We start from the raw sequence: 24391 nt of genomic DNA on the forward strand, positions 1-24391 counted from the left end.
CCCCTGCCCGCCCGGGGCGCGGACCGCCGCCACGAGGAAAGGCCGGCCATGAATGGCGCAGATACCGCATTCGTTCTGATCAGTGCCGCGCTGGTGATGCTGATGACCCCCGGCCTGGCCTTCTTCTATGGCGGCATGGTGCGGGTCAAGAGCGCGCTCAACATGCTGATGATGTCCTTCATTTCGCTGGGCATCGTGACCGTGCTCTGGGTGCTCTACGGCTACTCACTGGCCTTCGGTGACGACATCGGCTCGGGGCTGCTCGGCAACTTCGACCACGTAGGCCTCAAGGGCATCAACCCCACCACCCTGACCGGTGGCAAGGAGGGCATCCCGGTCTTCGCCTTCGCCCTCTTCCAGCTGATGTTCGCGGTGATCACTCCGGCGCTGATGAGCGGGGCGCTGGCGGACCGGGTGAAGTTCAGCGCCTGGTCGCTGTTCATCACCCTGTGGGTGACGGTGGTCTACTTCCCGGTGGCGCACTGGGTGTGGCAGCAGGACGGCTGGCTGGCCAGGCTGAAGGTGATCGACTTCGCGGGCGGCACCGCCGTGCACATCAACGCGGGCATCGGGGCGCTGGCCGCGGTGCTGGTGGTCGGCAAGCGCATCGGTTTCGCCAAGGACCCGATGCGCCCGCACAGCCTGCCGCTGGTGATGCTGGGAGCGGGGCTGCTGTGGTTCGGCTGGTTCGGCTTCAACGCGGGCTCGGCACTGGCCGCCAACGGCACCGCCGCCAATATGGCGCTCAACACCCAGGTGGCCACCGGGGCCGCCATGCTCGGCTGGCTGGCCTTCGAGCGCATCCGGCACGGGGCCTTCACCACGCTGGGCGCCGCCTCCGGGGCGGTGGCCGGACTGGTCGCCATCACCCCGTCCGGGGCCGCCGTCAATGCCTTCGGGGCCATCCTCATCGGCCTGGTCGCCGGAGCGGTCTGCGCCTGGGCGGTGAGCTGGAAGTTCAAGCTGGGCTTCGACGACTCCCTGGACGTGGTGGGCGTCCACATGGTCGGCGGCATCATCGGCACCCTGCTGGTCGGCCTGCTGGCCACCGGCGGCGTCGGCGGCCTCACCCAGCTCGGCCGGCAGGCAGCCGGCACCTTCGCCGTGCTGGCCTACTCCTTCACCGTCTCCTGGCTGCTGGCCAAACTGGTGGACAAGACCATCGGCTTCCGGGCGAGCGCCGACGACGAACTCAGCGGCGTCGACCAGGCGTTCCACGCCGAGACCGCCTATGACCTCAGCGCGGTGGGCGGCACCTCCGCCGCCCGTGGCGCCCAGCACCCCGTTCCGCACCCGGACCACAGCAAGGTGGACGTATGAAGCTGATCACCGCCATCGTCAAGCCCTTCAAACTCGACGAGGTCAAGGAGGCCCTGCAGAGCTTCCGGGTCCAGGGCCTGACCGTCACCGAGGTCAAGGGCTATGGCCGGCAGCGCGGCCACACCGAGGTCTACCGGGGCGCCGAGTACACCATCGACCTGCTGCCCAAGGTCCGCATAGAGGTCCTGGCCGAGGACGAGGACGCCGCCGACATCGTGGACGTCATCGTCAAGACCGCCCGCACCGGAAAGATCGGCGACGGCAAGGTCTGGGTCGTGCCGGTCGAGACGGTGGTACGGGTCCGCACCGGCGAACGCGGCCCCGACGCGCTCTGAACCACCTGAACCACCTGAACCACCTGAACCGACCCGCATGACCTGAACCACCGGCGAAGGGCCCCGAGTTGACCGGAACCAACCAGGAAACGACCGGCTCGGGGCCCGGCGGTTACGCGGCCGACCGGCTGCGTCTGCTCCAGCAACAGACGCTCACCGGGCCGCCGTTGCGCGCCGCCCTCGCCCGGCTCACCGACGGCTGGCTGGCCGCCCTGCTGGGCCACGCCCAGGACGTCGCCCTGGTGGCCGTCGGCGGCTACGGCCGCGGCGAGCTCTCCCCGCGCAGCGACCTGGACCTGCTGCTGCTGCACCGGGAGTCGGCCGGCGCGGACCGGGTCGCGGCAGTCGCCGACCGTCTCTGGTACCCGGTGTGGGACCTGGGACTGGCCCTGGACCACTCGGTACGCACCCCCGCCCAGGTGCGCAAGGTGGCCGCCGGCGACCTCAAGGTCCACCTGGGCCTGCTGGACGCCCGCCATCTGGCCGGGGACGCCGAACTCACCGCGGAGGTACGCGCCGCGGCGTACCGGGACTGGCGCGCCCAGGCACCCGCCCGGCTGCCCGAGCTGCGCGAGTCCTGCGCGGAACGCGCCGGCCGCCAGGGCGAGTTGCGCTTCCTGCTGGAGCCGGACCTCAAGGAAGCCCGCGGCGGGCTCCGGGACGCCACCGCGCTGCGCGCGGTGGCCGCCTCCTGGCTCGCCGACGCCCCGCGCCAGGGCCTGGAGGAGGCCCGTGCCCTGCTCCTGGACACCCGGGACGCCCTGCACCTGACCACCGGGCGGGCCACCGACCGGCTCACGCTCCAGGAACAGGACCAGGTCGCCGACCGGCTGGGACTGCCCGACGCGGACGCCCTGCTGCGCCGGGTGTACCAGGCGGCCCACACCGTGGGCTATGCCTCGGACGTCACCTGGCGGGAGGTGGGCAGGGTGCTGCGGTCCCGCTCCGCGCGGCCCAGGCTGCGCCGGGTGCTCGGCGGGCGCGGCGGGCGGGGCGGCTTTGTGGAACCGGAGCGCACCCCGCTGGCGGACGGCGTGGTGGAGCAGGACGGCGAGGCGGTGCTGGCCCGCACGGCCCGGCCGGAGCGCGACCCGGTGCTGCCGCTGCGGGCCGCGGCCGCGGCGGCCCGGGCCGGGCTGCCGCTGTCCACTCACGCGGTGCGGCGGCTGGCCGCCGCCGGGCCGCTGCCGGTGCCCTGGCCCCCGGAGGCGCGGGAGCAGCTGCTGACCCTGCTGGGCGCGGGCGAGCACACGGTGGCCGCCTGGGAGGCGCTGGAGGCGGAGGGCATCATCTCCCGGCTGCTGCCGGAGTGGGAGCGGGTGCGCTGCCGCCCGCAGCGCAATGCGGTGCACCGCTGGACCGTCGACCGGCACCTGGTGGAGACCGCCGTGCGGGCCGCCGCCCTGACCCGCCGGGTGGCCCGCCCGGACCTGCTGCTGCTCGCCGCGCTGCTGCACGACCTGGGCAAGGGGTGGCCAGGCGACCACTCGGTGACCGGCGCCGTGCTGGCCCGCGAGGTGGCGGCGCGGATCGGGCTGCCGGAGGAGGACGCCCGGGTACTGGCCGTCCTGGTCCGCCACCACCTGCTGCTGGCCGAGACCGCCACCCGGCGCGACCTGGACGATCCGGCCACGGTTGGCACGGTGGTGGCCGCCGTGGGGCGGGCCGAGACCCTTGAGCTGCTGCACGCGCTCACCGAGGCGGACGCCCTGGCCACCGGGCCCGCCGCATGGAGCGACTGGCGGGCCTCGCTGGTGGCGGAACTGGTGCGGCGGGCGGCGGCGGTGCTCGCGGGGGAGCCGGCCGTGGCGCGGGCGCCCCAGGCGCCGGGCCCCGGGCAGCTGCTGCTGGCCGAGGAGGCCCGGCGTACCGGCGGCCCGGCCCTGACGCTCGGCGGCGGGGAACTGCTGCTGGCGGTGCCCGACCAGCCGGGCGTGCTGCCCGCCGTGGCGGGGGTGCTGGCGCTGCACCGGCTGGCGGTGCACTCCGCCGAACTGACCGGTGGCCCGGTGCTGGCGCTGCGCTGGCGGGTGGCCGTCGAGTACGGCGAACTGCCCCAGGCCGGGCGGCTGCGGGCCGATCTGGCACGGGCCCTGGAGGGCTCGCTGGACCTCGCCGCCCGGCTGGCCGAGCGGGAGTCCGCCCGCCTGGGGCGCCGCCGGGGCGCGGAGCCCGCGCCCCCGTCGGTGACGGTGGCCGAGGACGGTTCACGGGACGCGACGGTGCTGGAGGTACGGGCCGAGGACGCCCCCGGCCTGCTGTACCGGGTGGCCCGGGCGCTGGAAGCGGCGGGCGTACGGGTGCGCAGCGCCCATGTGTCGACGCTGGGGGCGAGCGTGGTGGACGCGTTCTATGTGACCGGCCCGGACGGCGCCCCGCTGGCCGGGGCGGAGGCGGCCGAGGTGGTGGCGGCGGTGCGGGGCGCGTTGAAGTGAGCGAAGTCGCGCTCCGGGCGCCGTGCCCGGAGCGCGCGCCCCGGGGCGCATCACCCGCCGGGCATGGTGCGCGGCCGGGCCCCGGCCGGGCGGTCCCGGGCATCCGCCCGGGGCAGATCCGGCACGGGCCGACCCCACTCTTCCCGGGCCGGATACTCTTGAAGGCGATTTCCCAACGCCCCCGACTCCCGAGGACCGACGAGCGCCGTGTTCGATACCCTCTCTGACCGCCTCAGTGCGACCTTCAAATCCCTGCGTGGCAAGGGGAGGCTGTCCGAGGCCGACATCGACGCCACCGCGCGCGAGATCCGCATCGCGCTGCTGGAAGCGGATGTGGCCCTCCCGGTCGTCCGGGCGTTCATCAAGCAGGTCAAGGAGCGGGCCGGCGGTGTCGAGGTCTCGCAGGCCCTGAACCCGGCCCAGCAGGTCATCAAGATCGTCAACGACGAGCTGGTGACCATCCTGGGCGGCGAGACCCGCCGGCTGCGCTTCGCCAAGACCGCGCCCACCGTGATCATGCTCGCCGGTCTGCAGGGTGCCGGTAAGACCACCCTGGCCGGAAAGCTGGGCCTGTGGCTGAAGGCGCAGGGGCACAGCCCGCTGCTGGTCGCCTGTGACCTCCAGCGCCCCAACGCCGTCAACCAGCTGAGCGTGGTGGCCGAGCGCGCCGGCGTGGCGGTCTACGCCCCGCAGCCGGGCAACGGCGTGGGCGACCCGGTGCAGGTCGCCAAGGACTCCATCGAGTACGCCAAGTCCAAGGTCCACGACATCGTGATCGTGGACACCGCCGGCCGGCTGGGCATCGACGCCGAGCTGATGCAGCAGGCCGCGGACATCCGTGACGCCGTGCAGCCGGACGAGGTCCTGTTCGTCGTCGACGCGATGATCGGCCAGGACGCCGTCAACACCGCCGAGGCGTTCCGCGACGGTGTCGGCTTCGACGGCGTGGTGCTCTCCAAGCTCGACGGCGACGCCCGCGGCGGTGCCGCGCTCTCCATCGCGCATGTCACTGGCAAGCAGATCATGTTCGCCTCCAACGGCGAGAAGCTGGACGACTTCGACGCGTTCCACCCGGACCGCATGGCGTCCCGCATCCTCGACATGGGCGATGTGCTCACCCTGATCGAGAAGGCCGAGCAGACCTTCAGCCAGGCCGAGGCCGAGAAGATGGCGGCCAAGCTGGCGAAGGGCCCCAAGGAGTTCACCCTCGACGACTTCCTGGCCCAGATGGAGCAGGTCCGGAAGATGGGCTCGATCTCCAAGCTGCTCGGCATGCTGCCCGGCATGGGGCAGATCAAGGAGCAGATCAACAACCTCGACGAGCGCGATGTGGACCGTACCGCCGCGATCATCAAGTCGATGACCCCGGCCGAGCGCCAGGATCCGACGATCATCAACGGCTCGCGCCGGGCCCGGATCGCCAAGGGCTCCGGTGTGGAGGTCAGCGCCGTCAAGCAGCTGGTGGAGCGGTTCTTCGACGCCCGCAAGATGATGTCGCGGATGGCCCAGGGCGGCATGCCGGGGATGCCCGGGATGCCGGGCATGCCGGGGATGGGCGGCGGCGGCAAGAAGAAGAAGCAGGTCAAGCAGGCCAAGGGCAAGCGCCAGAGCGGCAACCCGATGAAGCGCAAGGCCGAGGAGCAGGCCGCCGCGGCCCGCCGTGAGCAGCAGGCGGACGGCATGCCGGGGCTGCCGGCCGGTACCGACCCCGCCAACTTCGAACTCCCGGAGGAGTTCAAGAAGTTCATGGGCTGAGACCCGGACATGGGCCAGGACCCGGGCACGGGCCGGGGCCCGGACCGGGTTCAGGGGACGCGGGCCACCAGGTAGCGGAAGACATTGGGCATCCAGACCGTGCCGTCGGCGCGCGCATACGGCTGGAGGGCCTCGGTCAACTCCTTGGTGACCTGCTCCTCCTCCGCCGCGCGCAGCGCCGCGTCGAAGGCGCCGGTGGAGAGCATGCCGCGCACCGCGCTGCCCATGTCGGCATAGCCGTACGGGCAGGACACGCGTCCGGAGCCGTCCGGGCGCAGCCCCGCCCGCAGGGCCAGGTTCTCCAGGTCGTCGCGTCCGCAGGGCCGCCAGCGGGCGGGGGCGGTCATGGGGTCGCCCAGCCGGGCCGCCACCCGTAGCGCGGCCGAGGCGGAGCAGCGTTCCTGGGGGCCCCAGCCGGCCAGCACCACCGCCGCCCCGCGCTCCGCGCAGGCGCCGGCCCGGGCCAGCGACCGGGCCAGGTCGCGCGGCTCGCACCCGGCGTGGTGCAGCGGCTCGAAGGCGGTCACCAGGTTGAAACGCCGCCCCGTGGGATCGAGGACACAGTCGGGGCCGCCGTGCCCCAGGCGCGTCACGCCGCTGCCGTGCGGCCGGCTCAGCAGCCGTTCGCGCGCCAGCTCCAGCCGGCGCGCGTCGCCGTCCACCCCGCTGACCGAGGCGCCGCGGGCGGCGGCCATCAGCAGCGCCAGGCCCGAGCCGCAGCCCAGGCTGAGCAGCCGGGTGCCGGGGCCGACGTCGAGCCGTTCGTAGACGGCTTCGTAGAGCGGTACCAGCATCCGTTCCTGGATCTCCGCCCAGTCGCGGGCCCGCGACCGGGACGGCGACGAGGACGGCCGGTTCCGTCGCACGAGCGTTGGTGTCATCGCAAAGGGCCCCAATCCGCCGAATGACGAGTCTGGTCCGAAGCTGCCGCCCCCATGTGTGCTGCCGTGCGCCCGCCGTGAAGCGTCCCCCGTTGCCAGAGAACTCCGCTTCCGGGCCGGAGTCCAGGGGGCGAAGGTAGAACCTTGCCCAAGCGCGGGGATGGCATGTGCCAGACGGCGGCGCGGGGCGCAAGCGGAACCGGATGCCGCGGCGTGGCGGGGAAGCGGGGATGCCCGGCGGGCGGATTCACGCTCGGCCTGACCGGCCCCGTACCATTCGCACCATGGCAAAGGCTCCCATTCTCACCCCCCAGGCGGAAGACTTCCCGCGCTGGTACCAGGACTTGATCAACAAGGCCGAGCTGGCCGACAACGGCCCGGTGCGCGGCACCATGGTCATCCGACCGTACGGGTACGGGCTCTGGGAGCGCATGCAGCAGGAGATGGACGCCCGCATCAAGGACGCGGGCGCCTCCAACGCGTACTTCCCGCTGTTCATCCCGCAGTCGTACCTGACGCGTGAGGCCGAGCACGTGGAGGGCTTCGCGCCCGAGCTCGCGGTGGTCACCCACGGCGGCGGCAAGGAGCTGGAGGAGCCGGTGGTCGTCCGGCCCACCTCCGAGACGATCATCAACGAGTACTTCTCCAAGTGGGTGCAGAGCTACCGCGACCTGCCGCTGCTGATCAACCAGTGGGCCAACGTGGTCCGTTGGGAGATGCGCCCGCGGGTGTTCCTGCGCACCAGCGAGTTCCTCTGGCAGGAGGGGCACACCGCGCACGCCACCTACGAGGACGCCCGTGACTACGCGGCCCGCATCCACCGCGAGGTCTACTACGACTTCATGGTCAATGTGCTGGGCATCGATGTGGTCCTCGGCCGCAAGACGCCCAAGGAGCGCTTCGCCGGCGCCATCAACACCCTCACGCTGGAAGGCATGATGGGCGACGGCAAGGCCCTCCAGCTGGGCACCAGCCATGAGTTGGGGCAGAACTTCGCCAAGGCCTTCAACACCTCCTACCTGTCCAAGGACGGGCACCAGGAGCTGGTCTGGCAGACCTCCTGGGGTGTGTCCACCCGGATGGTCGGCGGCCTGATCATGTCGCACGGCGACGACAACGGCCTGCGGGTGCCGCCGCGCCTGGCGCCGGTCCAGGCCGTGGTGCTGGCGATCAAGGGCGACGAGGCGGTACTGGCCAAGGTCCGCGAGATCGGTGACACCCTCAAGGCCGCCGGTGTGCGGGTGCAGGTGGACGACCGCACCGACACCCCCTTCGGCCGCCGCGCCGTGGACTGGGAGCTCAAGGGCGTACCGGTGCGCATCGAGATCGGCCCGCGCGACCTGGAGAACGGCACCGCGATGCTGGCCCGCCGCATCCCCGGCGGCAAGGAGCCGGTGCGCATCGAGGAGCTGGCGGCGCTGCTGCCCAAGGTCCTGGAGGAGGACCAGGCGCTGCTGCTGCGCCAGTCGCGCGAGCGCCGCGAGTCCCGTACCAGCGACGTGGCCACCATCGAGGAGGCCGCCGAGGCGGCGGTCGCCGGTGGCTGGGCGCGCATCAAGTGGGCGGACCTGGGCCCCGAGGGCGAGGCCAAGCTGGCCGAGCAGGCGGTCACGGTGCGCTGCCTGGTGAACGAGGACGGCTCGGTGCCGGAGTCGGACGACGCCCCGGGCGCCGTGGCGCTGGTCGCGCGCGCCTACTGAGCACGCCTGCTGAGCGCCTGCTGAACGCGCGCATGGAGCGCGCCCGCTGAAAACGGCCGGGCGAGCTGACTCGAGAGTCAGTTCGCCCGGCTGTGGCGGTATCGCGCGGGGATGGCCGGAAAACTGACTGGTACGTGCAAATTATTTGGGATGGCCCGGTATCGGAACACCGGGCCGTCCCGGCTCGTTGTCACGACGTGAGCACGACACCACCTGTTCTCGCCGCAGAGCTGGCACAGGCGTGGGCCGACATTCAGCGGTTCCACCCCGAGCTGCCGGATCTCGCCGCGCCCGAATCGTTGATCGGGGAGTCGTCGTCCGCCTGTGGCGCCGAACTCTCCTTCGAAAGGCTGCTGCACGAGGCAGTGCACGGCATCGCGGCCGCCCGCGGTGTCCGGGACACCTCACGCGCCGGCCGCTACCACAACCGCAGGTTCCTGGCGATCGCCGAGGAGCTGGGGCTCGACCACAGCGATGAGCCGCATCCCAGCAGCGGTTTCTCCCTGGTCGTGCTCACCCCGGAAGCGCGCCGGCGCTACCGCTCCACCATCGAGAGACTGCAGCGCGCGCTCAAGGCCCACACGGTGGCCACCGCCGCCGACACCTCCCGCACCTTCCGCGGCCCGGCCGCGCGCCATGGCTCGTCCGGCGGCGGGGTGCGGGTGAAGGCGGTGTGCGACTGCGGGCGCAACGTCCGCGTCGTGCCCTCCGTGCTCGCCCAGGCGCCCATCATGTGCGGCGGCTGCGGGCAGCCCTTCCGGATCCCCGATCCGGTCGCCGTGGGCTGACCACTCCGCACCGTGTGGCACAATGGGTCGCTGTACTCGACAGTCGAACAGGACCCCTCTCTCCTCCGGCTGACGCGTCCATCGGGCACCGAGTACCGCAACCCCACGTGGCATCTCGCAGTGCCCAACCACGTCAAGACCAGGAGACACCACTCCCGTGGCAGTCAAGATCAAGCTGAAGCGTCTGGGCAAGATCCGTGCGCCTCACTACCGCATCGTCGTCGCCGACTCCCGTACCCGCCGTGACGGCCGGGCCATCGAGGAGATCGGTCTGTACCACCCGGTGCAGAACCCCTCGCGCATCGAGGTCGACTCGGAGCGCGCCCAGTACTGGCTGAGCGTCGGCGCCCAGCCGACCGAGCCCGTGCTCGCCATCCTCAAGCTGACCGGCGACTGGCAGAAGCACAAGGGCCTGCCGGCCCCGGCGCCGCTGCTGGCCCCGGCCACCAAGGAAGACAAGCGCCGTTCCTTCGACGAGTTCGCCAAGGCTCTCGAGGGTGACGACGCCAAGGGTGAGGCCATCACCCAGAAGGCCAAGAAGGCCGACAAGAAGGCGGACGAGGCCGCGGCCGAGTCCACCGAGTCGACCGAGGCCTGAGCATGCTCGAGGAGGCCCTCGAGCATTTGGTCAAGGGCATCGTCGACAACCCCGACGAGGTGCAGGTGGCGTCCCGCAACCTGCGCCGCGGGCGCGTGCTGGAGGTCCGGGTGCACCCCGATGACCTCGGCAAGGTGATCGGCCGCAACGGCCGTACCGCCCGCGCGCTGCGCACCGTCGTGGGCGCCATCGGCGGCCGTGGCATCCGGGTCGACCTCGTCGACGTGGACCAGGTCCGCTGAGCAGCGACAGCACACCGGCACGGGCCGGGAAGGGTTTCCCTTCCCGGCCCGTTGTCGTCAGAGAACGCGAAGGACAGGCATTGTGCAGCTGGTAGTCGGCAGGATCGGCCGCGCCCACGGGATCAAGGGCGAGGTCACCGTTGAGGTACGCACGGACGAGCCCGAGCTGCGGCTGGGCCCGGGCGCCGTACTGGCCACCGACCCCGCCGGAGCGGGGCCGCTGACCATCGAGAGCGGACGGGTGCACAGCGGCCGGCTGCTGCTGCGCTTCTCGGGCGTGGCCGACCGCACGGCGGCCGAGGCGCTGCGCAACACCCTGCTGATCGCCGAGGTGGACCCGGAAGAGACGCCCGAGGACCCCGACGAGTACTACGACCACCAGCTGATGGACCTGGACGTGGTCACCGCCGACGGCACCCCCGTGGGGCGCGTCACCGAGATCGCCCACCTGCCGTCCCAGGACCTGTTCATCGTGGAGCGGCCGGACGGCAGCGAGGTGATGGTCCCGTTCGTCGCCGAGATCGTGACCGAGATCGACCTGGACGCGCAGCGTGCCGTGATCGACCCGCCGCGCGGCCTGCTGGACGCCGGTGAGGCCGAGGTCGCCGGCAGCCGCGAGGAGCCGGCGGCGGAGCGGGAAGCGGGCGAAGCCTGATGCGCCTGGACGTCGTCACCATCTTCCCCGAGTACCTGGAACCGCTGAACGTCTCGCTGGTCGGCAAGGCCCGGGCCCGTGGCCGGCTGGATGTACGCATCCACGATCTGCGGCAGTTCACCCACGACCGGCACAACACCGTGGACGACACCCCCTACGGGGGCGGCCCCGGCATGGTGATGAAGCCGGAGCCATGGGGCGAGGCGCTCGACTCGGTCATCGACTCGCAGGAGGGCGAACCGGTCATCATCGTCCCGACGCCCAGCGGGCGGCCCTTCACCCAGGAACTGGCCGTGGAGCTTTCCGAGAAGCCCTGGCTGGTCTTCACCCCGGCCCGCTACGAGGGCATCGACCGGCGGGTGATCGAGGAGTACGGCGACCGGCTGGACGTCCGCGAGGTCTCCATCGGGGACTATGTGCTGGCCGGCGGCGAGGCGCCGGTGCTGGTGATGGTGGAGGCCATCGCCCGGCTGCTGCCCGGCGTGCTGGGCAACGCCGAGTCGCACCGGGACGACTCCTTCGCACCCGGCGCCATGGCCGACCTGCTGGAGGGCCCGGTCTACACCAAGCCGCCCGAGTGGCGCGGACGCGGCATCCCCGAGGTGCTGCTCAGCGGACACCACGGCAAGATCGCCCGATGGCGCCGCGACGAGGCGTTCCGGCGTACCAGCGAGAACCGGCCGGACCTCGTCGAGCGCTGCGACCCGGCCGCCCTCGACAAGCACGACCGCTCCATGCTGGCCGCGCTGGGCTGGGCCGAGGGGCCGAATGGCCGATTTGGGCGTCCGGCCCAGGTCGTGGAAGAATAAGACGTTGCCTTGCGTCCGGCGCGCGCCCCTGCCACAGGGGGAACGACGCCCGCCCGCCGCCCGGGCACCATTCCCACTTCAGTACGAGTTCCGCTGATGACCTGTGGCATCGGCGAGGAAGCAGACGAGATGTCCCACCTGCTCGACAACGTCAACGCCGCGTCGCTGCGCACCGACCTCCCCGACTTCCGTCCCGGTGACACCGTGAACGTCCACGTTCGCGTCATCGAGGGCAACCGCTCCCGCATCCAGCAGTTCAAGGGCATCGTCATCCGCCGCCAGGGTGCCGGCGTCAGCGAGACCTTCACGGTCCGCAAGATCTCCTTCTCGGTCGGCGTCGAGCGCACCTTCCCGGTGCACAGCCCGATCTTCGAGAAGCTCGAGCTGGTGACCCGCGGTGACGTCCGCCGCGCCAAGCTGTACTACCTCCGTGAGCTGCGCGGCAAGGCCGCGAAGGTCAAGGAGAAGCGCGACAACTGAGCTTCGCTCCGGTGCCCGGGCCGGGCCGGATAGGCTCTCGGCTCGATGGACACCGACGCACAGCTTTCGGAGCGCGACCGCTCTGCCGAACCCGCAACGGGGGAGGAGCGGTCGCGCTCCTCGCGTTTTCGGGCCCGGCCTTCCCGGAACCCGCGTCTTCAGCCCCTCGCTTCGCCGCGCGGGGCGGCGCACGCGGCCTGGGGATGGCTGACCGGCGGCGGGCCGCTGCGCCGCGCCGGGGTGCTGCTGGCGGTGTGCGCGGCCTTTGTCCTGCTGCTCAGCAGCCTGGTGACGCAGCCCTTTGTGATCCCCTCCGGGTCGATGGAGAACACCCTCCGGGTCGGCGACCGGGTGCTGGTGAACAAGCTGGCCTACCGCTTCGGCGAGCGGCCGCGCCGGGGTGATGTGGTGGTCTTCGACGGCATCGGATCCTTTGTCCAGAGCGCGCCGAAGGAGAACGCGGCCACCACGCTGGTGCGCAAACTGGCCTCCTCGGTGGGCCTGATGCAGCCCGCCCCCACCGACTACGTCAAGCGTGTGGTGGGCGTGGGCGGCGACCGGGTGGTGTGCTGCGACAAACGCGGCCGGATAGCCGTCAACGGACGGTCGGTGACCGAGGACTACCTGTACCCGGGCGACACCGCCTCCCGGGTCCCCTTCGACGTGGTGGTGCCGCCGGGGAAGCTGTGGGTGATGGGTGACCACCGCAGCGCCTCCCGTGACTCACGGGACCACCTGGGGGAGCCCGGCGGGGGCATGGTGCCGGTGGACCGGGTGATCGGCCGGGCCGACTGGATCGGCTGGCCGCTGGGCCGGTGGACCGCGCTCGAACGGCCGGACGCCTTCGCGGAGGTACCCGATCCGGATTCCCGGGCGGGGCACGGCGGGAGGGCGCGTGGGGGGACATAGGCGGCGCCCGTCGGACGACGCGGGGCCGGACGCGTCCCGGGGGCGGGCGGCCCGGCGCAAGGCCGCACGGCGCGCCAGGCGGCGCCGGCGCCGATCGGTGCTCAAGGAGGTCCCGGTCCTGGTCGGGGTGGCTCTGCTGATCGCCCTGGTGCTCAAGACCTTCCTGCTGCAGGCTTTTGTGATCCCCTCCGGGTCGATGGAGCAGACGATCCGGATCGGCGACCGGGTGCTGGTGGACAAGCTGACGCCCTGGTTCGGCCAGGAGCCGGCCCGGGGCGATGTGGTGGTCTTCAAGGACCCGGGCGGCTGGCTGGACGGGGAGCGGACCGGGGGCGGCGGAGACCCGGTGGGGCTCCGGCAGGGCCGGCAGCTGCTGACCTTCATTGGTCTGCTTCCCTCCGCGAACGAACAGGATCTGATCAAACGCGTGGTCGGGGTGGGCGGCGACACCGTCGGCTGCTGCGATGACCGCGGCCGGGTGACCGTCAACAGGCACCCGCTTGACGAGCCGTATCTGCACCCGGGAAATCCTCCCTCCCAGTTGATGTTCGAGGTACGGGTGCCACCCGGGCGGCTCTTTGTGATGGGTGACCACCGATCGGATTCGGCCGATTCACGGGCCCACCTGGACGAGCCGGGACGGGGCACCGTGGCCCGTGATCTGGTGGTGGGCCGCGCGGTGGTCGTCGCCTGGCCACCGGGCCACTGGCGGCGCCTGGCGGAACCGGACACCTTCGCCCGCACGGGGTCCGCGCGGGGCGCGGCGGCGCCGCCCGCCGCGGGGGAAGGGGCGGTGAATCGGCAAGGAATGCCCCCGCTCCCGACGCCTGTGGAACCTCCGCTCGTTATCGGTGTGATGGGCCTGCGTCGGATGCGCGACAGGCGACAGCGCGGAGTGAGGAGTGACTGTGGGGGATGTGGCGGTCGGCGCGCGGTCCGGTCAGGAAGAGCCCGACAAGCGGCCGCGGGGCACTGAGGACAAGCCCGGTCCCGCGGCGTTCCACGCCCAGGCGGACCCGCCCGATGAACCCGGCACGGACGGAGCACCACCCGGCACGGGACCGTCGGGCGGCGCCGGCGAGGGCCCGGACGGCAAGGCGCCCAGGAAGCACCGTTCCTTCTGGAAGGAACTGCCGATCCTCATCGGCATTGCGCTGATCCTGGCTCTGTTCATCAAGACCTTCCTGGTCCAGGCCTTCTCCATCCCGTCCGACTCCATGCAGGACACCCTCCAGCGCGGCGACCGGGTACTGGTGGACAAGCTGACGCCCTGGTTCGGCTCCAAGCCCGAGCGCGGCGAGGTGGTGGTCTTCCACGACCCGGGCGGCTGGCTGCAGGAGAACCCCGGGGAGAACTCCGGCGCCCTGGCCGGCGGCATCCAGAAAGTGCTCAGCTTCGTCGGCCTGATGCCCTCCGCCGAGGAGAAGGACCTGATCAAGCGGGTCATCGCGGTCGGCGGCGACACTGTGGAGTGCAAGGGCGACAGCAACCCGGTCACGGTGAACGGCAAGGCCCTCAAGGAGCCGTACATCTTCCCCGGCAACACCCCGTGCGGCGACCGCCCCTTCGGCCCCGTCAAGGTGCCCCGGGGACGGATCTGGGTGATGGGCGACCACCGGCAGAACTCCCTGGACTCCCGCTACCACCAGGGCCTGCACGACGGCACGGTCTCGGTGGACGACGTGGTGGGACGGGCCGTCTTCGTGGCCTGGCCGCTGGACCGCTGGTCGGTGCTCTCGGTCCCGGGCACCTTCGCCCAGGTGGGGCCGGGTCAGGCCGCCGCATTGGCACCGCCCGCCTTCGGCCTGGCCGGTGCCACCGGACTGGTGCTCCGGCGGCGGCGCAAGTCCGGGCAGCTGAGGGGCTGACTGGCGTCCATACCGCCGGGTAGTGTGCGATCCGCGCAGACGACCTACTCACCCGGCGGGGGCACCACCATGAGCACAGCCGGACGTCCGGGCCCGAGCCGCGGCCGGGTCGGCAGAGTGCTGTCCGGGATCGCCGTGGCCGTCGGCTGTGCGCTCTTCCTCGGCGGCTTCGCCTGGGGCGCCCTGGTCTACAAGCCGTACACCGTGCCCACCGACTCCATGACGCCCACCATCGGCCGCGGTCACCGGGTGCTGGCCCAGCGGATCCACGGTGACCAGGTGCACCGCGGCGATGTGGTGGTGTTCCAGGACACGGCATGGGGCGTAGCCCCCATGGTCAAGCGGGTGGTCGGAGTGGGCGGGGACGTCGTCGCCTGCTGCGACAAGAGCGGCCGTATGACGGTCAACGGGCAGCCGATCGACGAACCGTACCTGCAAGACCAGGGCCCGGCCTCCCCCATCGGCTTCAGCGCCAAAGTGCCCGAGGGCCGGCTCTTCCTGCTCGGTGACCACCGCGCCGACTCCGTCGACTCCCGCTCCCACCTGAGCACCGGCCAGGGCACCGTGCCACGCTCTGCGGTCACCGGCCGGGTGGAGGCCACCGCCTGGCCGCTGGGCGACTGGGGCATGCTCGACCGGCCCGCCTCCTTCACCGCGCTGCCCGGCGGCACCTCGCACACCGGCCCGCTGCCCGGCCTGGCCGCCGCGGTTGTGGCCGGTGCGGCACTGATCCTGGGCGGCGCCGCCTACGGCCCCGTGGAGCGCCTGTTCAGGCGCCGCCCGGCCGGGGAAACGGCCAAAAAGACGGCGGCGTCCCATGGCTGAGCGGCCCGATGATGTCGCAGGTACCCGCAAGGCGGCCCGGGTGGTGCTGCTCGACTCCCGGGACCGGATCCTGCTGTTGCACGGCTTTGAGCCCGACGACCCCTCCGACACCTGGTGGTTCACGCCCGGTGGCGGCCTGGAGGGCGATGAGGGCTGGGAGGAGGCGGCCCGCCGGGAACTCGCCGAGGAGACCGGCATCACCGAGATCGACCTCGGCCCGCTGCTGTGGCGGCGGCACTGCTCCTTCCCCTTCGCCGGGCGGCGCTGGGACCAGGAAGAACGCTACTTCCTCGCCCGTACCCGGCAGCAGGCCGGCTGGACCGGCGGACGGACGGAGCTGGAGCGCCGCTCCATCAGCGGGCTGCGCTGGTGGACCTGCGAGGAACTTCGCATGGCCCGTGAGACGGTGTATCCGACCAGGCTCGCCGAGCTGCTGCGCACGCTGCTCGACGAGGGTCCGCCCAGTGCGCCGCTGCTCCTGGAGACGGAGCGGGCCTGACGCACAATGGGGGGACGCACGGCTGAAGGGGAACATGCCATGAGCGCCGAGGACCTCGAGAAGTACGAGACCGAGATGGAGCTGAAGCTCTACCGGGAGTACCGCGACGTCGTCGGTCTGTTCAAATATGTGATCGAGACCGAGCGGCGTTTCTACCTCACCAACGACTACGAGATGCAGGTCCACTCGGTGCAGGGTGAGGTTTTCTTCGAGGTGTCGATGGCCGATGCCTGGGTCTGGGACATGTACCGGCCCGCCCGGTTCGTCAAGCAGGTGCGGGTGCTGACCTTCAAGGACGTCAACATCGAGGAGCTCAACAAGAGCGACCTCGACCTCCCGGGTGGCTGAGTTCTCCACAACCGGCCGGTAATCCACCAAGATCCAATAGTTTGCTGGGCGGGCACCACAGTCGGTTCCGGAGGTGGTGCCCGTGTTGGGTTCCGGATGTGCCCGGCAGGCGATCGGCCGCTACGGGGAGAAACTGGCGGTCCGTCGGCTGACCGAGGCCGGGATGACCGTGCTGGCCCGCAACTGGCGGTGCCGGGACGGCGAGATCGATGTGGTCGCGCTCGACGGCGATGCGCTGGTCGTGTGCGAGGTCAAGACCCGCAGAGCGGGGACGTACCAGCACCCGATGGCGGCCGTGACGCCGCGCAAGGCCGAGCGGCTGCGCCGTCTCGCCGAACGCTGGCTGGAACGGCACGGCGGGCCGCCGCCGGGTGGGGTGCGCATCGATCTGGTGGGCGTGGTGGTGCCCAGCCGGGGAGCCCCGGCCGTGCAGCACGTCAAGGGGGTGGCGTGATGGCCTTCGCCCGCACCTGCTCGGTCGCCCTGGTCGGCGTGGAGGGAGTGGTGGTCGAGGTCCAGGCCGACCTGGAACCGGGCGTGGCCGCCTTCGCTCTGGTGGGCCTGGCGGACAAGAGCCTCTCCGAGAGCCGGGACCGGGTCCGCGCGGCGGTGGTGAACTCCGGTGTCCCCTGGCCGCAGAAGAAGCTCACCGTGGGCCTGAGCCCGGCCTCGGTCCCCAAGGGCGGCAGCGGCTTCGACCTGGCGGTGGCCTGCGCGGTGCTGGCCGCCGCGGAACGGGTCGAACCGCACCGGATCGCCGACCTGATGATGATCGGTGAGCTGGGCCTGGATGGCCGGGTCCGCCCCGTGCGGGGTGTGCTGCCCGCCGTGCTGGCGGCCGCCGACGCCGGATACCGCCAGGTGGTGGTGCCCGAGCGCACGGTGGCGGAGGCGTCCCTGGTGCCGGGCGTGGCGGTGCTCGGGGTACGCAGCCTGCGGCAGCTGATCGCGGTGCTCAGCGATGAGCCGGTGCCCGAGGAGGAGCCGCAGCCCGAGGGGCGCCCGGATCCCATGCTGGCCGGGCTGGCGGTGCCCGGAGCCGGGCACGGCACCGGCACGGCCGTCCTGGAGCACCGGCCCGACCTGGCCGAGGTGGCCGGCCAGACGGCGGCCCGCCAGGCGCTGGAGGTGGCTGCGGCCGGCCGGCACCACATCTTCCTGCTGGGCCCGCCGGGCGCGGGCAAGACCATGCTCGCCGAACGGCTGCCCGGACTGCTGCCGCCGCTGACCAGGGAGGAGTCGCTGGAGGTCACCGCGGTGCACTCGGTGGCCGGCACGCTCCCCGCCGGGCAGCCGCTGATCGACCGCGCCCCCTACTGCGCCCCGCACCACTCGGCGTCCATGGCCTCCCTGGTCGGCGGCGGCAGCGGACTGCCCCGGCCCGGGGCGGTGTCGCTGGCGCACCGGGGAGTGCTGTTCATCGACGAGGCCCCCGAGTGCAGCCGGCAGGTTCTGGACGCGCTGCGCCAGCCACTGGAGTCCGGGCATGTGATCGTCGCCCGCACCGGTGGGGTGATGCGGCTGCCGGCCAGGTTCCTGCTGGCGCTCGCCGCCAACCCCTGCCCCTGTGGCCGGCACGGCCTGCTGCCCGAGGGCTGTGACTGCCCGCCGCAGATGGTGCGGCGCTACCGGGCGCGGCTGTCCGGCCCGCTGCTGGACCGGGTCGATCTGCGGGTGAGGGTCGAACCGGTGGGCCGCTCGGAGCTGACCGGGAGCCTCACTCCGGTGGAGAGCACGGCCGAGGTCGCCGCCCGGGTGGCCGGGGCGCGGCAACGGGCCGCCGCACGGTACGCGGACACCCCCTGGCGGACCAACAGCGAGGTGCCCGGGCATGAGCTGCGGACCCGCTGGCGCACCGGCCCCGAGGCCCTGGAGTTCGCCGAACGGGACATGGAACGCGGGCTGTTGACCGCTCGTGGCCTGGACCGGGTGCTGCGGGTGGCCTGGACGGTGGCCGACCTCGCCGGACACGACCGCCCCGATGCGGAGGATGTGCGCCAGGCCCTGGAACTGCGCACCGGGGTGCGGCGCGGAGTGCCGGCCGGGAACGTGCCATGACCGGCACCGGAGTAGGGCAGGAGGAGCGGCTCGCCCGGGCGGCGCTGACCCGGCTGACCGAGCCGGGGGACGAGACGGTGGGCCGCTGGCTGCGCGAGCTGGGTCCGGTGCGGCTGCTGCGCGCGCTGACCGGCCAGGAGCCGCCGCCGCGCGGCGCCCGGGCCGAACGCCTGGCGGGCTACCGGGTCCGGGCGGCCACCCTGGATCCGGCCGGTGACCTGGCGGCCGTCGCCCGGCTCGGTGGCCGCTTCATCTGCCCCGGAGAGGCGGAGTGGCCAGGGCAGCTCGACGACCTGGAGGACGCCCGGCCGCTCGGCCTGTGGGCGCGTGGCAGTGCCAATGTGCGGATGTGGGCGCTGCGTTCGGTCGCGGTGGTGGGTGCCCGGGCCTGCTCCGACTACGGCTCGCATGTGGCGGCCCTGCTGGGCGCGGGGCTGGCCGAGCGCGGCTGGGTGGTGGTCTCCGGCGCGGCCTACGGAGTGGACGGCGCGGCGCACCGGGGCGCGCTGGCGGCGGACGGGGCGACCGTGGCCGTCCTGGCCTGCGGGGTGGATGTGCCCTATCCGCGCGGACACACGGAGCTCCTGGGCCGGATTGCCGAACAGGGGCTGATTCTCGCCGAGTTGCCGCCCGGCGGGCATCCCACCAGGAGCCGCTTCGTCCTCCGCAACCGGGTCATCGCCGCCCTGACCCGGGGCACGGTGGTGGTGGAGGCCGAATACCGCAGCGGCTCGCTGGTCACCGCCCGCCGGGCCCGGGAACTGAATCGGTACACCATGGGTGTCCCCGGGCCGGTCACCTCGGGGCTGTCCGCGGGCGTCCATGAGCTGCTGCGGGAAGGGGCGCACCCGGTCGGGGACGCCGATGAGGTCATCGAACTGGTGGGCGCCATGGGAGAGTTCGCTCCCCGGAGTCGCGGTCCGGTGGTGGCCCGGGACCTGCTGGACTCGCTGGCGGCCGCGGTCCTGGAGGCGGTGCCGGGGCGGGGCGGCGACACGGAGTGTGTCGCCCGTAACGCCGGTGTGGACCGGGATCGGACACTGGCCAAGCTCTATGAGCTCCAGGCGCTGGGCTTTGTGCGGCGGCAGGGGGAGCAGTGGCGGGTGACTGACCCGCCGTCAACATCCGGCACCCCGAAGCCCCCCGGACGGCGCCCCGCCATGCGGCGAGGCGGTCCTTGACCTGGGGCGATCGGGTGAAAGGGTTAAGGGCGTGACCACGGCGGCCGATACGCCGGGCGCCGTGCGGCCCCAGGGCCCGGGGGCCGCCCAAGGAGCGCGGCCGGCGGTCAGCGGCCCGGTGCACGACGGGATTCCGCTCGCGCACCGCGGTGTCGCGGTCACGCTACGCTCACGGGATTCCATCCATTCGTACCACTCGATCCAGTCCACCAGAACGGCTCAAGACGACGAATGCCCCAGCAACCCTCCGGGCCGGACCGCGCGTCGGCGCCGCCCGCGGCGCGCGGCGCCGACCGCCCTCCCGCACCCTCGACGCTCGACGAGCTGTGGCGGTCGTACAAGGCATCGGGCGACGAACGGCTGCGGGAGCAGCTGATCCTGCACTACTCGCCGCTGGTGAAGTATGTGGCGGGCCGGGTCAGTGTGGGGCTGCCGCCCAATGTGGAGCAGGCGGACTTTGTCTCCTCCGGAGTCTTCGGACTGATCGACGCCATCGAGAAGTTCGACCCCACGCGGTCCATCAAATTCGAGACCTACGCCATCACCCGCATCCGCGGAGCGATGATCGACGAACTCCGGGCCCTGGACTGGATCCCGCGCTCGGTCCGGCAGAAGGCGCGAGCCGTCGAGCGGGCGTACGCCACCTTGGAGGCGGCCCTGCACCGCACGCCCTCAGAGGCCGAGGTCGCTGCGGAGATGGGTATCACCCTGGACGAACTGCACACCGTCTTCGGGCAGTTGTCGCTGGCCAACGTGGTGGCCCTGGAGGAGCTGCTGCATGTGGGCGCGGAGGGCGGCGAGCGGCTGAGCCTGATGGACACGCTGGAGGACACCGCCGCGGACGACCCGGTCGAGGTGGCCGAGGACCACGAACTGCGCCGACTGCTGGCCCGGGCCATCAACACCCTGCCGGACCGGGAGAAGACCGTGGTCACCCTCTACTACTACGAGGGCCTCACGCTGGCCGAGATCGGTCATGTGCTCGGAGTCACCGAGAGCCGGGTCAGTCAGATCCACACCAAGTCGGTGCTCCAGCTGCGTGCCAAGCTGGCGGACGTCGGGCGCTGAGCCCGCCCGGCGGCCGTCGAGCCTGGTGAGCGGCGGGCACGGCGACCGGTCGGCCTGGCGGCCGGTGGGCCTGGTGAATCGCCCCTCCAGCATCGTCGCCACAGTCCCTGGTCCGTAAAGTGGAGACGTGCCCAGGATTCGAGCGGCCTCAGTGGCCGAGCACCGGACGATGCAGCGCGGCGCCTTGCTGGACGCCGCCCGAGCCCTGCTGTCTGAAGGCGGCACGGAGGCGCTGACCTTTCCGGCCCTCGCCGAGCGCACCGGACTGGCCCGCTCCTCCGTCTATGAGTACTTCCGCTCCCGGGCCGCCGTGGTCGAGGAGCTGTGCGCCGTCGACTTTCCGGTGTGGGCCGCCGAGGTCCAAGCGGCGATGGAGCGCGCCGAGACGCCGCAGCAGAAGATCGAGGCTTATGTCCGGCAGCAGCTGGCGCTCGTCGGTGACCGGCGGCACCGGGCCGTGGTGGCCATCTCCGCCGGGGAGCTGGACGCCGGGGCGCGGGAGAAGATCCGGGCCGCGCACGGCGGGCTGATCGGGATGGTGGGCGAGGCCCTGGTCGGCCTCGGGCACGAGCAGCCGCGGCTGGCCGCCATGCTGCTGCAGTCCGTGGTGGACGCCGCGGTCCGCCGCATCGAGCTGGGCGTCGAGGACCCGCAGCGGATCACCGAGGCGGCGGTCGTCATGGTCCTGCGCGGGGTCAGCGGCTGACAGCGGCAGCAGCCGGGACGGCGGGCGGCGCAGCAGAGACAGCGGATTGAGGTAGACCCGGCCGCGCAGCAGCCCCCAGTGCAGACAGCCGGCGGGGCAGTGGAACGGCCCGTCCTCGAGTTCGCCGAGCATGGTGCCGGCGGCCACCCGGTCGCCCTTGCGGACGATGGCCCGTACCGGCTCATAGGTGGTGCGCAGTGGCGGGCTGCCGGTGCCGGCCAGCTCCACGGTGACCACACCGCGGCCCGCCACCATGCCGGCGAAGGAGACGACGCCGGGCGCGGCCGCCCGCACGGCCTGGCCGGGGCGGGCGGCCAGGTCCACTCCCCGGTGGCCCGGTGCCCAGGGCAGGGGTGGTGGCTGCCACTGGCGCAGGATCTCCGGCGGGGAGCCGTCGGGCGCGGTGACCGGCCAGACGTGGTCGGTACGCCGGCCCGCCTCGGCGGGCTCAGCCCGCTCCGGCCCCGGTCCGGGGCCTGGCACCGGCGCCGGTCCGGCCATGGCCGGCACACAGGCCAGGCCGACGGCCACGGCCAGCAGCGCCCCGGCGATCAGGGCGCGCACCGGCGCCCCGCCGGTGCCACGGCCGCTCGGCCGGTGAAGCGACCGGACCGTTCGCCGGACCCGGTGAACCCCATGAACACGATGAAGCCGAAGTCGAAGTCGCATGCACGCCACCGTGGCCCAGATCCCCGATCCTTGGGGATCTTGACCAAGATCTGTGGACTACCCGCCGGTTGTGCATAACGCCGTCACCCGGTACTTCCCCGGTCCCGTACACTTCTCATGGCGATCCGGGTCACCGGGTCGACTTCGCACGCCCCGCCACCCGCGCATCACGGCCCTTTCGGGCAGCGTGGTGGCCGTGTCTCTCGGTCCATGGGATTCCTGGAACTCCATGGCAGGCGCGTCGGGGCGTCAGGAGCGGCGGCCGCCCGGCCGTCGTGGAACCGAGCACAACAAGGAGCGCGGCCATGGCCGTCGTCACGATGCGGGAGCTGCTGGAGAGCGGCGTCCACTTCGGTCACCAGACCCGTCGTTGGAACCCGAAGATGAAGCGTTTCATCTTCACCGAGCGCAACGGCATCTACATCATCGACCTGCTCCAGTCGCTGTCGTACATCGACCGCGCCTACGAGTTCGTCAAGGAGACCGTCGCGCACGGCGGCTCCATCATGTTCGTCGGTACGAAGAAGCAGGCCCAGGAGGCCATCGCCGAGCAGGCGACCCGGGTAGGCATGCCCTACGTCAACCAGCGCTGGCTGGGCGGCATGCTCACCAACTTCTCGACCGTCTACAAGCGCCTGCAGCGCCTGAAGGAGCTCGAGCTCATCGACTTCGAGGATGTGGCCGCCTCCGGCCTCACCAAGAAGGAGCTCCTGGTCCTCTCCCGCGAGAAGGCCAAGCTGGAGAAGACCCTCGGCGGTATCCGCGAGATGCAGAAGGTGCCCAGCGCCATCTGGGTCGTGGACACCAAGAAGGAGCACATCGCCGTCGGTGAGGCGCGCAAGCTGCGCATCCCGGTCGTCGCGATCCTCGACACCAACTGTGACCCGGACGAGGTCGACTACAAGATCCCGGGCAACGACGACGCGATCCGCTCCGTCACCCTGCTCACCCGCGTGATCGCCGACGCCGTCGCCGAGGGCCTCATCGCCCGCTCCGGCGCCGCCACCGGCGACCAGAAGCCGGGTGAGAAGGCCGGCGAGCCGCTGGCCGAGTGGGAGCGCGACCTGCTCGAGGGCGAGAAGAAGGCCGACGCCCCCGCCGAGGCCGAGAAGCCGGCCGCCGAGGGCGAGCAGGCCTGACCTCGCCAGTAGCGACGGCGGGGTGAGCCCCGCCGTCGCCTGGTGGATCCACGGCCGGATCCCGTCCGGTGGACGGGAGACGGCCGTCGTGGTGACCTCAAGACGGACCAGCCCTGCCGGGTGCCGAGTGGCACGGCAGGGCGCAGTGCACGAGAAGGATTTGAAGGATGGCGAACTTCACCGCCGCTGACGTCAAGAAGCTCCGTGAGCTCACCGGCGCCGGCATGATGGACTGCAAGAAGGCGCTCGACGAGGCCGAGGGCAACCTCGAGAAGGCCGTCGAGATCGTCCGCGTCAAGGGCCTGAAGGGCGTGGCCAAGCGCGAGAGCCGCACCACCGAGAACGGTGCCGTCGTCTCCAGCATCGCCGCCGACAACGCCTCCGGTGTGATCGTCGAGCTGAAGTGCGAGACCGACTTCGTCGCCAAGGGCGAGAAGTTCCTCGCGGTCGCCGACGCCCTCGCCGCGCACGTCGCCAAGACCAAGCCGGCCGACATCGAGGCCCTGATGGCCTCCGAGATCGAGCCCGGCAAGACCGTCCAGGCGTTCGTGGACGAGGCCAACGCCACCCTCGGCGAGAAGATCGCCGTGGACCGCTTCGCCGCCTTCGCCGACGGCTACGTCTCCGCGTACATGCACCGCACCGCCGCGGACCTGCCCCCGCAGGTCGGCGTGCTGGTCGAGCTGGACCAGGAGAACGCCGAGGTCGCCAAGGACATCGCGCAGCACATCGCCGCCTTCGCGCCGAAGTTCCTCTCCCGCGACGCCATCCCGGCCGAGGTCGTGGACAACGAGCGCCGTGTCGCCGAGGCCACCGCGCGCGAGGAGGGCAAGCCCGAGGCCGCCCTGCCGAAGATCGTCGAGGGTCGCGTCACCGGCTTCTTCAAGGAGCAGGTCCTGCTGGACCAGGCCTTCGCCAAGGACAACAAGAAGACCGTCCAGAAGATCCTGGACGAGGCCGGTGTCACGCTGAAGCGCTTCGCCCGCATCCGCGTCGGCGCCTGAGCCGCCCAGCAGGGCAGCGAATGACCTGCGACCCGCTAGGGTCGTATGCAGCCGACCGTCCACCGGCCGGCCGCTGATGTGACGAGGAGGCCATTGCCGCAGAGGGAACCGTGAGGACC

25 protein-coding genes and 1 pseudogene are annotated in these 24391 nt (G+C 72.1%); 24 read left to right on the top strand and 2 right to left on the bottom strand.

Annotated elements, in window-relative coordinates; all coding sequences use genetic code 11:
- Positions 1 to 48 precede the first annotated feature (48 nt).
- The 4 genes from ACIHFE_RS07805 (at position 49) to ffh (ending at position 5845) form a co-directional block, all read left to right on the top strand.
- Positions 49 to 1320 (top strand): ammonium transporter, encoded by a 1272-nt coding sequence (locus ACIHFE_RS07805; RefSeq protein WP_400104919.1) that lies wholly within the window; start codon positions 49 to 51, stop codon positions 1318 to 1320.
- On the top strand, positions 1317 to 1655 hold the full coding sequence (locus ACIHFE_RS07810; RefSeq protein ID WP_400104920.1) for a P-II family nitrogen regulator: 339 nt from the start codon (positions 1317 to 1319) through the stop codon (positions 1653 to 1655). The genes ACIHFE_RS07805 and ACIHFE_RS07810 overlap by 4 nt, the downstream gene beginning before the upstream one ends.
- A 68-nt stretch (positions 1656 to 1723) precedes the next feature.
- On the top strand, positions 1724 to 4090 hold the full coding sequence (locus ACIHFE_RS07815; protein WP_400104921.1) for a [protein-PII] uridylyltransferase: 2367 nt from the start codon (positions 1724 to 1726) through the stop codon (positions 4088 to 4090).
- A gap of 207 nt (positions 4091 to 4297) precedes the next feature.
- Complete coding sequence (ffh, locus tag ACIHFE_RS07820) at positions 4298 to 5845, top strand: signal recognition particle protein (protein ID WP_400104922.1); 1548 nt, start codon at positions 4298 to 4300, stop codon at positions 5843 to 5845.
- A gap of 50 nt (positions 5846 to 5895) precedes the next feature.
- Here ffh and ACIHFE_RS07825 read toward each other — a convergent pair whose 3' ends face one another.
- Positions 5896 to 6726, bottom strand: coding sequence for a class I SAM-dependent methyltransferase (locus ACIHFE_RS07825; protein ID WP_400104923.1), 831 nt, complete (start codon positions 6724 to 6726; stop codon positions 5896 to 5898).
- 284 nt (positions 6727 to 7010) lie between these two features.
- Between ACIHFE_RS07825 and proS the strand changes: the two genes are divergently transcribed.
- The 18 genes from proS to ACIHFE_RS07915 all read left to right on the top strand — a co-directional run bounded on the left by proS (position 7011) and on the right by ACIHFE_RS07915 (position 21460).
- Positions 7011 to 8426 (top strand): proline--tRNA ligase, encoded by a 1416-nt coding sequence (gene proS, locus ACIHFE_RS07830; RefSeq protein ID WP_400104924.1) that lies wholly within the window; start codon positions 7011 to 7013, stop codon positions 8424 to 8426.
- Between the two features lie 197 nt (positions 8427 to 8623).
- Complete coding sequence (locus ACIHFE_RS07835) at positions 8624 to 9214, top strand: hypothetical protein (RefSeq protein ID WP_400104925.1); 591 nt, start codon at positions 8624 to 8626, stop codon at positions 9212 to 9214.
- A gap of 157 nt (positions 9215 to 9371) precedes the next feature.
- Complete coding sequence (rpsP, locus tag ACIHFE_RS07840) at positions 9372 to 9812, top strand: 30S ribosomal protein S16 (protein ID WP_400104926.1); 441 nt, start codon at positions 9372 to 9374, stop codon at positions 9810 to 9812.
- A 2-nt stretch (positions 9813 to 9814) separates the two neighbouring features.
- Positions 9815 to 10054 carry an RNA-binding protein gene (locus tag ACIHFE_RS07845; protein ID WP_020868149.1) on the top strand — a complete coding sequence of 80 codons (240 nt, stop codon included), beginning with the start codon at positions 9815 to 9817 and terminating at the stop codon, positions 10052 to 10054.
- An 82-nt stretch (positions 10055 to 10136) separates the two neighbouring features.
- Positions 10137 to 10709 (top strand): ribosome maturation factor RimM, encoded by a 573-nt coding sequence (gene rimM / locus ACIHFE_RS07850; RefSeq protein WP_400104927.1) that lies wholly within the window; start codon positions 10137 to 10139, stop codon positions 10707 to 10709.
- The gene (trmD, locus tag ACIHFE_RS07855) at positions 10709 to 11518 is read left to right on the top strand and encodes a tRNA (guanosine(37)-N1)-methyltransferase TrmD (protein WP_400104928.1); all 810 of its coding nucleotides are present in this window, start codon (positions 10709 to 10711) and stop codon (positions 11516 to 11518) included. Before rimM ends, trmD begins: the two co-directional genes overlap by 1 nt.
- A 129-nt stretch (positions 11519 to 11647) precedes the next feature.
- Complete coding sequence (rplS, locus tag ACIHFE_RS07860; RefSeq protein ID WP_400105034.1) at positions 11648 to 11998, top strand: 50S ribosomal protein L19; 351 nt, start codon at positions 11648 to 11650, stop codon at positions 11996 to 11998.
- A 45-nt stretch (positions 11999 to 12043) separates the two neighbouring features.
- Positions 12044 to 12907: a signal peptidase I gene (lepB, locus tag ACIHFE_RS07865; protein ID WP_400104929.1), complete on the top strand. Its 864-nt coding sequence runs from the start codon at positions 12044 to 12046 to the stop codon at positions 12905 to 12907.
- The gene (gene lepB, locus ACIHFE_RS07870; protein WP_400104930.1) at positions 12894 to 13883 is read left to right on the top strand and encodes a signal peptidase I; all 990 of its coding nucleotides are present in this window, start codon (positions 12894 to 12896) and stop codon (positions 13881 to 13883) included. The genes lepB (ACIHFE_RS07865) and lepB (ACIHFE_RS07870) overlap by 14 nt, the downstream gene beginning before the upstream one ends.
- Positions 13825 to 14775, top strand: a complete 951-nt coding sequence (lepB, locus tag ACIHFE_RS07875) for a signal peptidase I (RefSeq protein WP_400105035.1) — start codon at positions 13825 to 13827, stop codon at positions 14773 to 14775. Before lepB (ACIHFE_RS07870) ends, lepB (ACIHFE_RS07875) begins: the two co-directional genes overlap by 59 nt.
- Positions 14776 to 14844: 69 nt before the next feature.
- Complete coding sequence (gene lepB, locus ACIHFE_RS07880) at positions 14845 to 15600, top strand: signal peptidase I (RefSeq protein ID WP_400104931.1); 756 nt, start codon at positions 14845 to 14847, stop codon at positions 15598 to 15600.
- Positions 15593 to 16099 (top strand): NUDIX hydrolase, encoded by a 507-nt coding sequence (locus ACIHFE_RS07885; protein ID WP_400104932.1) that lies wholly within the window; start codon positions 15593 to 15595, stop codon positions 16097 to 16099. Before lepB (ACIHFE_RS07880) ends, ACIHFE_RS07885 begins: the two co-directional genes overlap by 8 nt.
- A 39-nt stretch (positions 16100 to 16138) precedes the next feature.
- Positions 16139 to 16447: a DUF2469 domain-containing protein gene (locus tag ACIHFE_RS07890; RefSeq protein ID WP_009714730.1), complete on the top strand. Its 309-nt coding sequence runs from the start codon at positions 16139 to 16141 to the stop codon at positions 16445 to 16447.
- 82 nt (positions 16448 to 16529) lie between these two features.
- Positions 16530 to 16901, top strand: a complete 372-nt coding sequence (locus tag ACIHFE_RS07895) for a YraN family protein (RefSeq protein ID WP_400104933.1) — start codon at positions 16530 to 16532, stop codon at positions 16899 to 16901.
- Positions 16901 to 18505 carry a YifB family Mg chelatase-like AAA ATPase gene (locus tag ACIHFE_RS07900; protein WP_400104934.1) on the top strand — a complete coding sequence of 535 codons (1605 nt, stop codon included), beginning with the start codon at positions 16901 to 16903 and terminating at the stop codon, positions 18503 to 18505. Before ACIHFE_RS07895 ends, ACIHFE_RS07900 begins: the two co-directional genes overlap by 1 nt.
- Positions 18502 to 19686, top strand: coding sequence for a DNA-processing protein DprA (gene dprA / locus ACIHFE_RS07905; RefSeq protein ID WP_400104935.1), 1185 nt, complete (start codon positions 18502 to 18504; stop codon positions 19684 to 19686). Before ACIHFE_RS07900 ends, dprA begins: the two co-directional genes overlap by 4 nt.
- A 231-nt stretch (positions 19687 to 19917) precedes the next feature.
- Entirely contained in the window at positions 19918 to 20754 is an 837-nt protein-coding gene (gene whiG, locus ACIHFE_RS07910) for an RNA polymerase sigma factor WhiG (protein ID WP_400104936.1), read from the top strand.
- Between the two features lie 151 nt (positions 20755 to 20905).
- Complete coding sequence (locus tag ACIHFE_RS07915; protein ID WP_400105036.1) at positions 20906 to 21460, top strand: TetR/AcrR family transcriptional regulator; 555 nt, start codon at positions 20906 to 20908, stop codon at positions 21458 to 21460.
- Between the two features lie 102 nt (positions 21461 to 21562).
- Here ACIHFE_RS07915 and ACIHFE_RS07920 read toward each other — a convergent pair.
- A pseudogene (locus ACIHFE_RS07920) lies at positions 21563 to 22129 on the bottom strand (peptidoglycan DD-metalloendopeptidase family protein); the annotation flags it as partial.
- A 305-nt stretch (positions 22130 to 22434) separates the two neighbouring features.
- On the opposite strand from ACIHFE_RS07920, the gene rpsB reads away from it, so the two are divergent.
- Positions 22435 to 23268, top strand: coding sequence for a 30S ribosomal protein S2 (rpsB, locus tag ACIHFE_RS07925; protein ID WP_400104937.1), 834 nt, complete (start codon positions 22435 to 22437; stop codon positions 23266 to 23268).
- 167 nt (positions 23269 to 23435) lie between these two features.
- Entirely contained in the window at positions 23436 to 24272 is an 837-nt protein-coding gene (gene tsf / locus ACIHFE_RS07930; protein ID WP_400104938.1) for a translation elongation factor Ts, read from the top strand.
- Positions 24273 to 24391: the final 119 nt, after the last annotated feature.

Origin of the sequence: Streptomyces sp. NPDC052396 (assembly GCF_044593195.1) — a bacterium.
Lineage (GTDB): Bacteria > Actinomycetota > Actinomycetes > Streptomycetales > Streptomycetaceae > Streptomyces.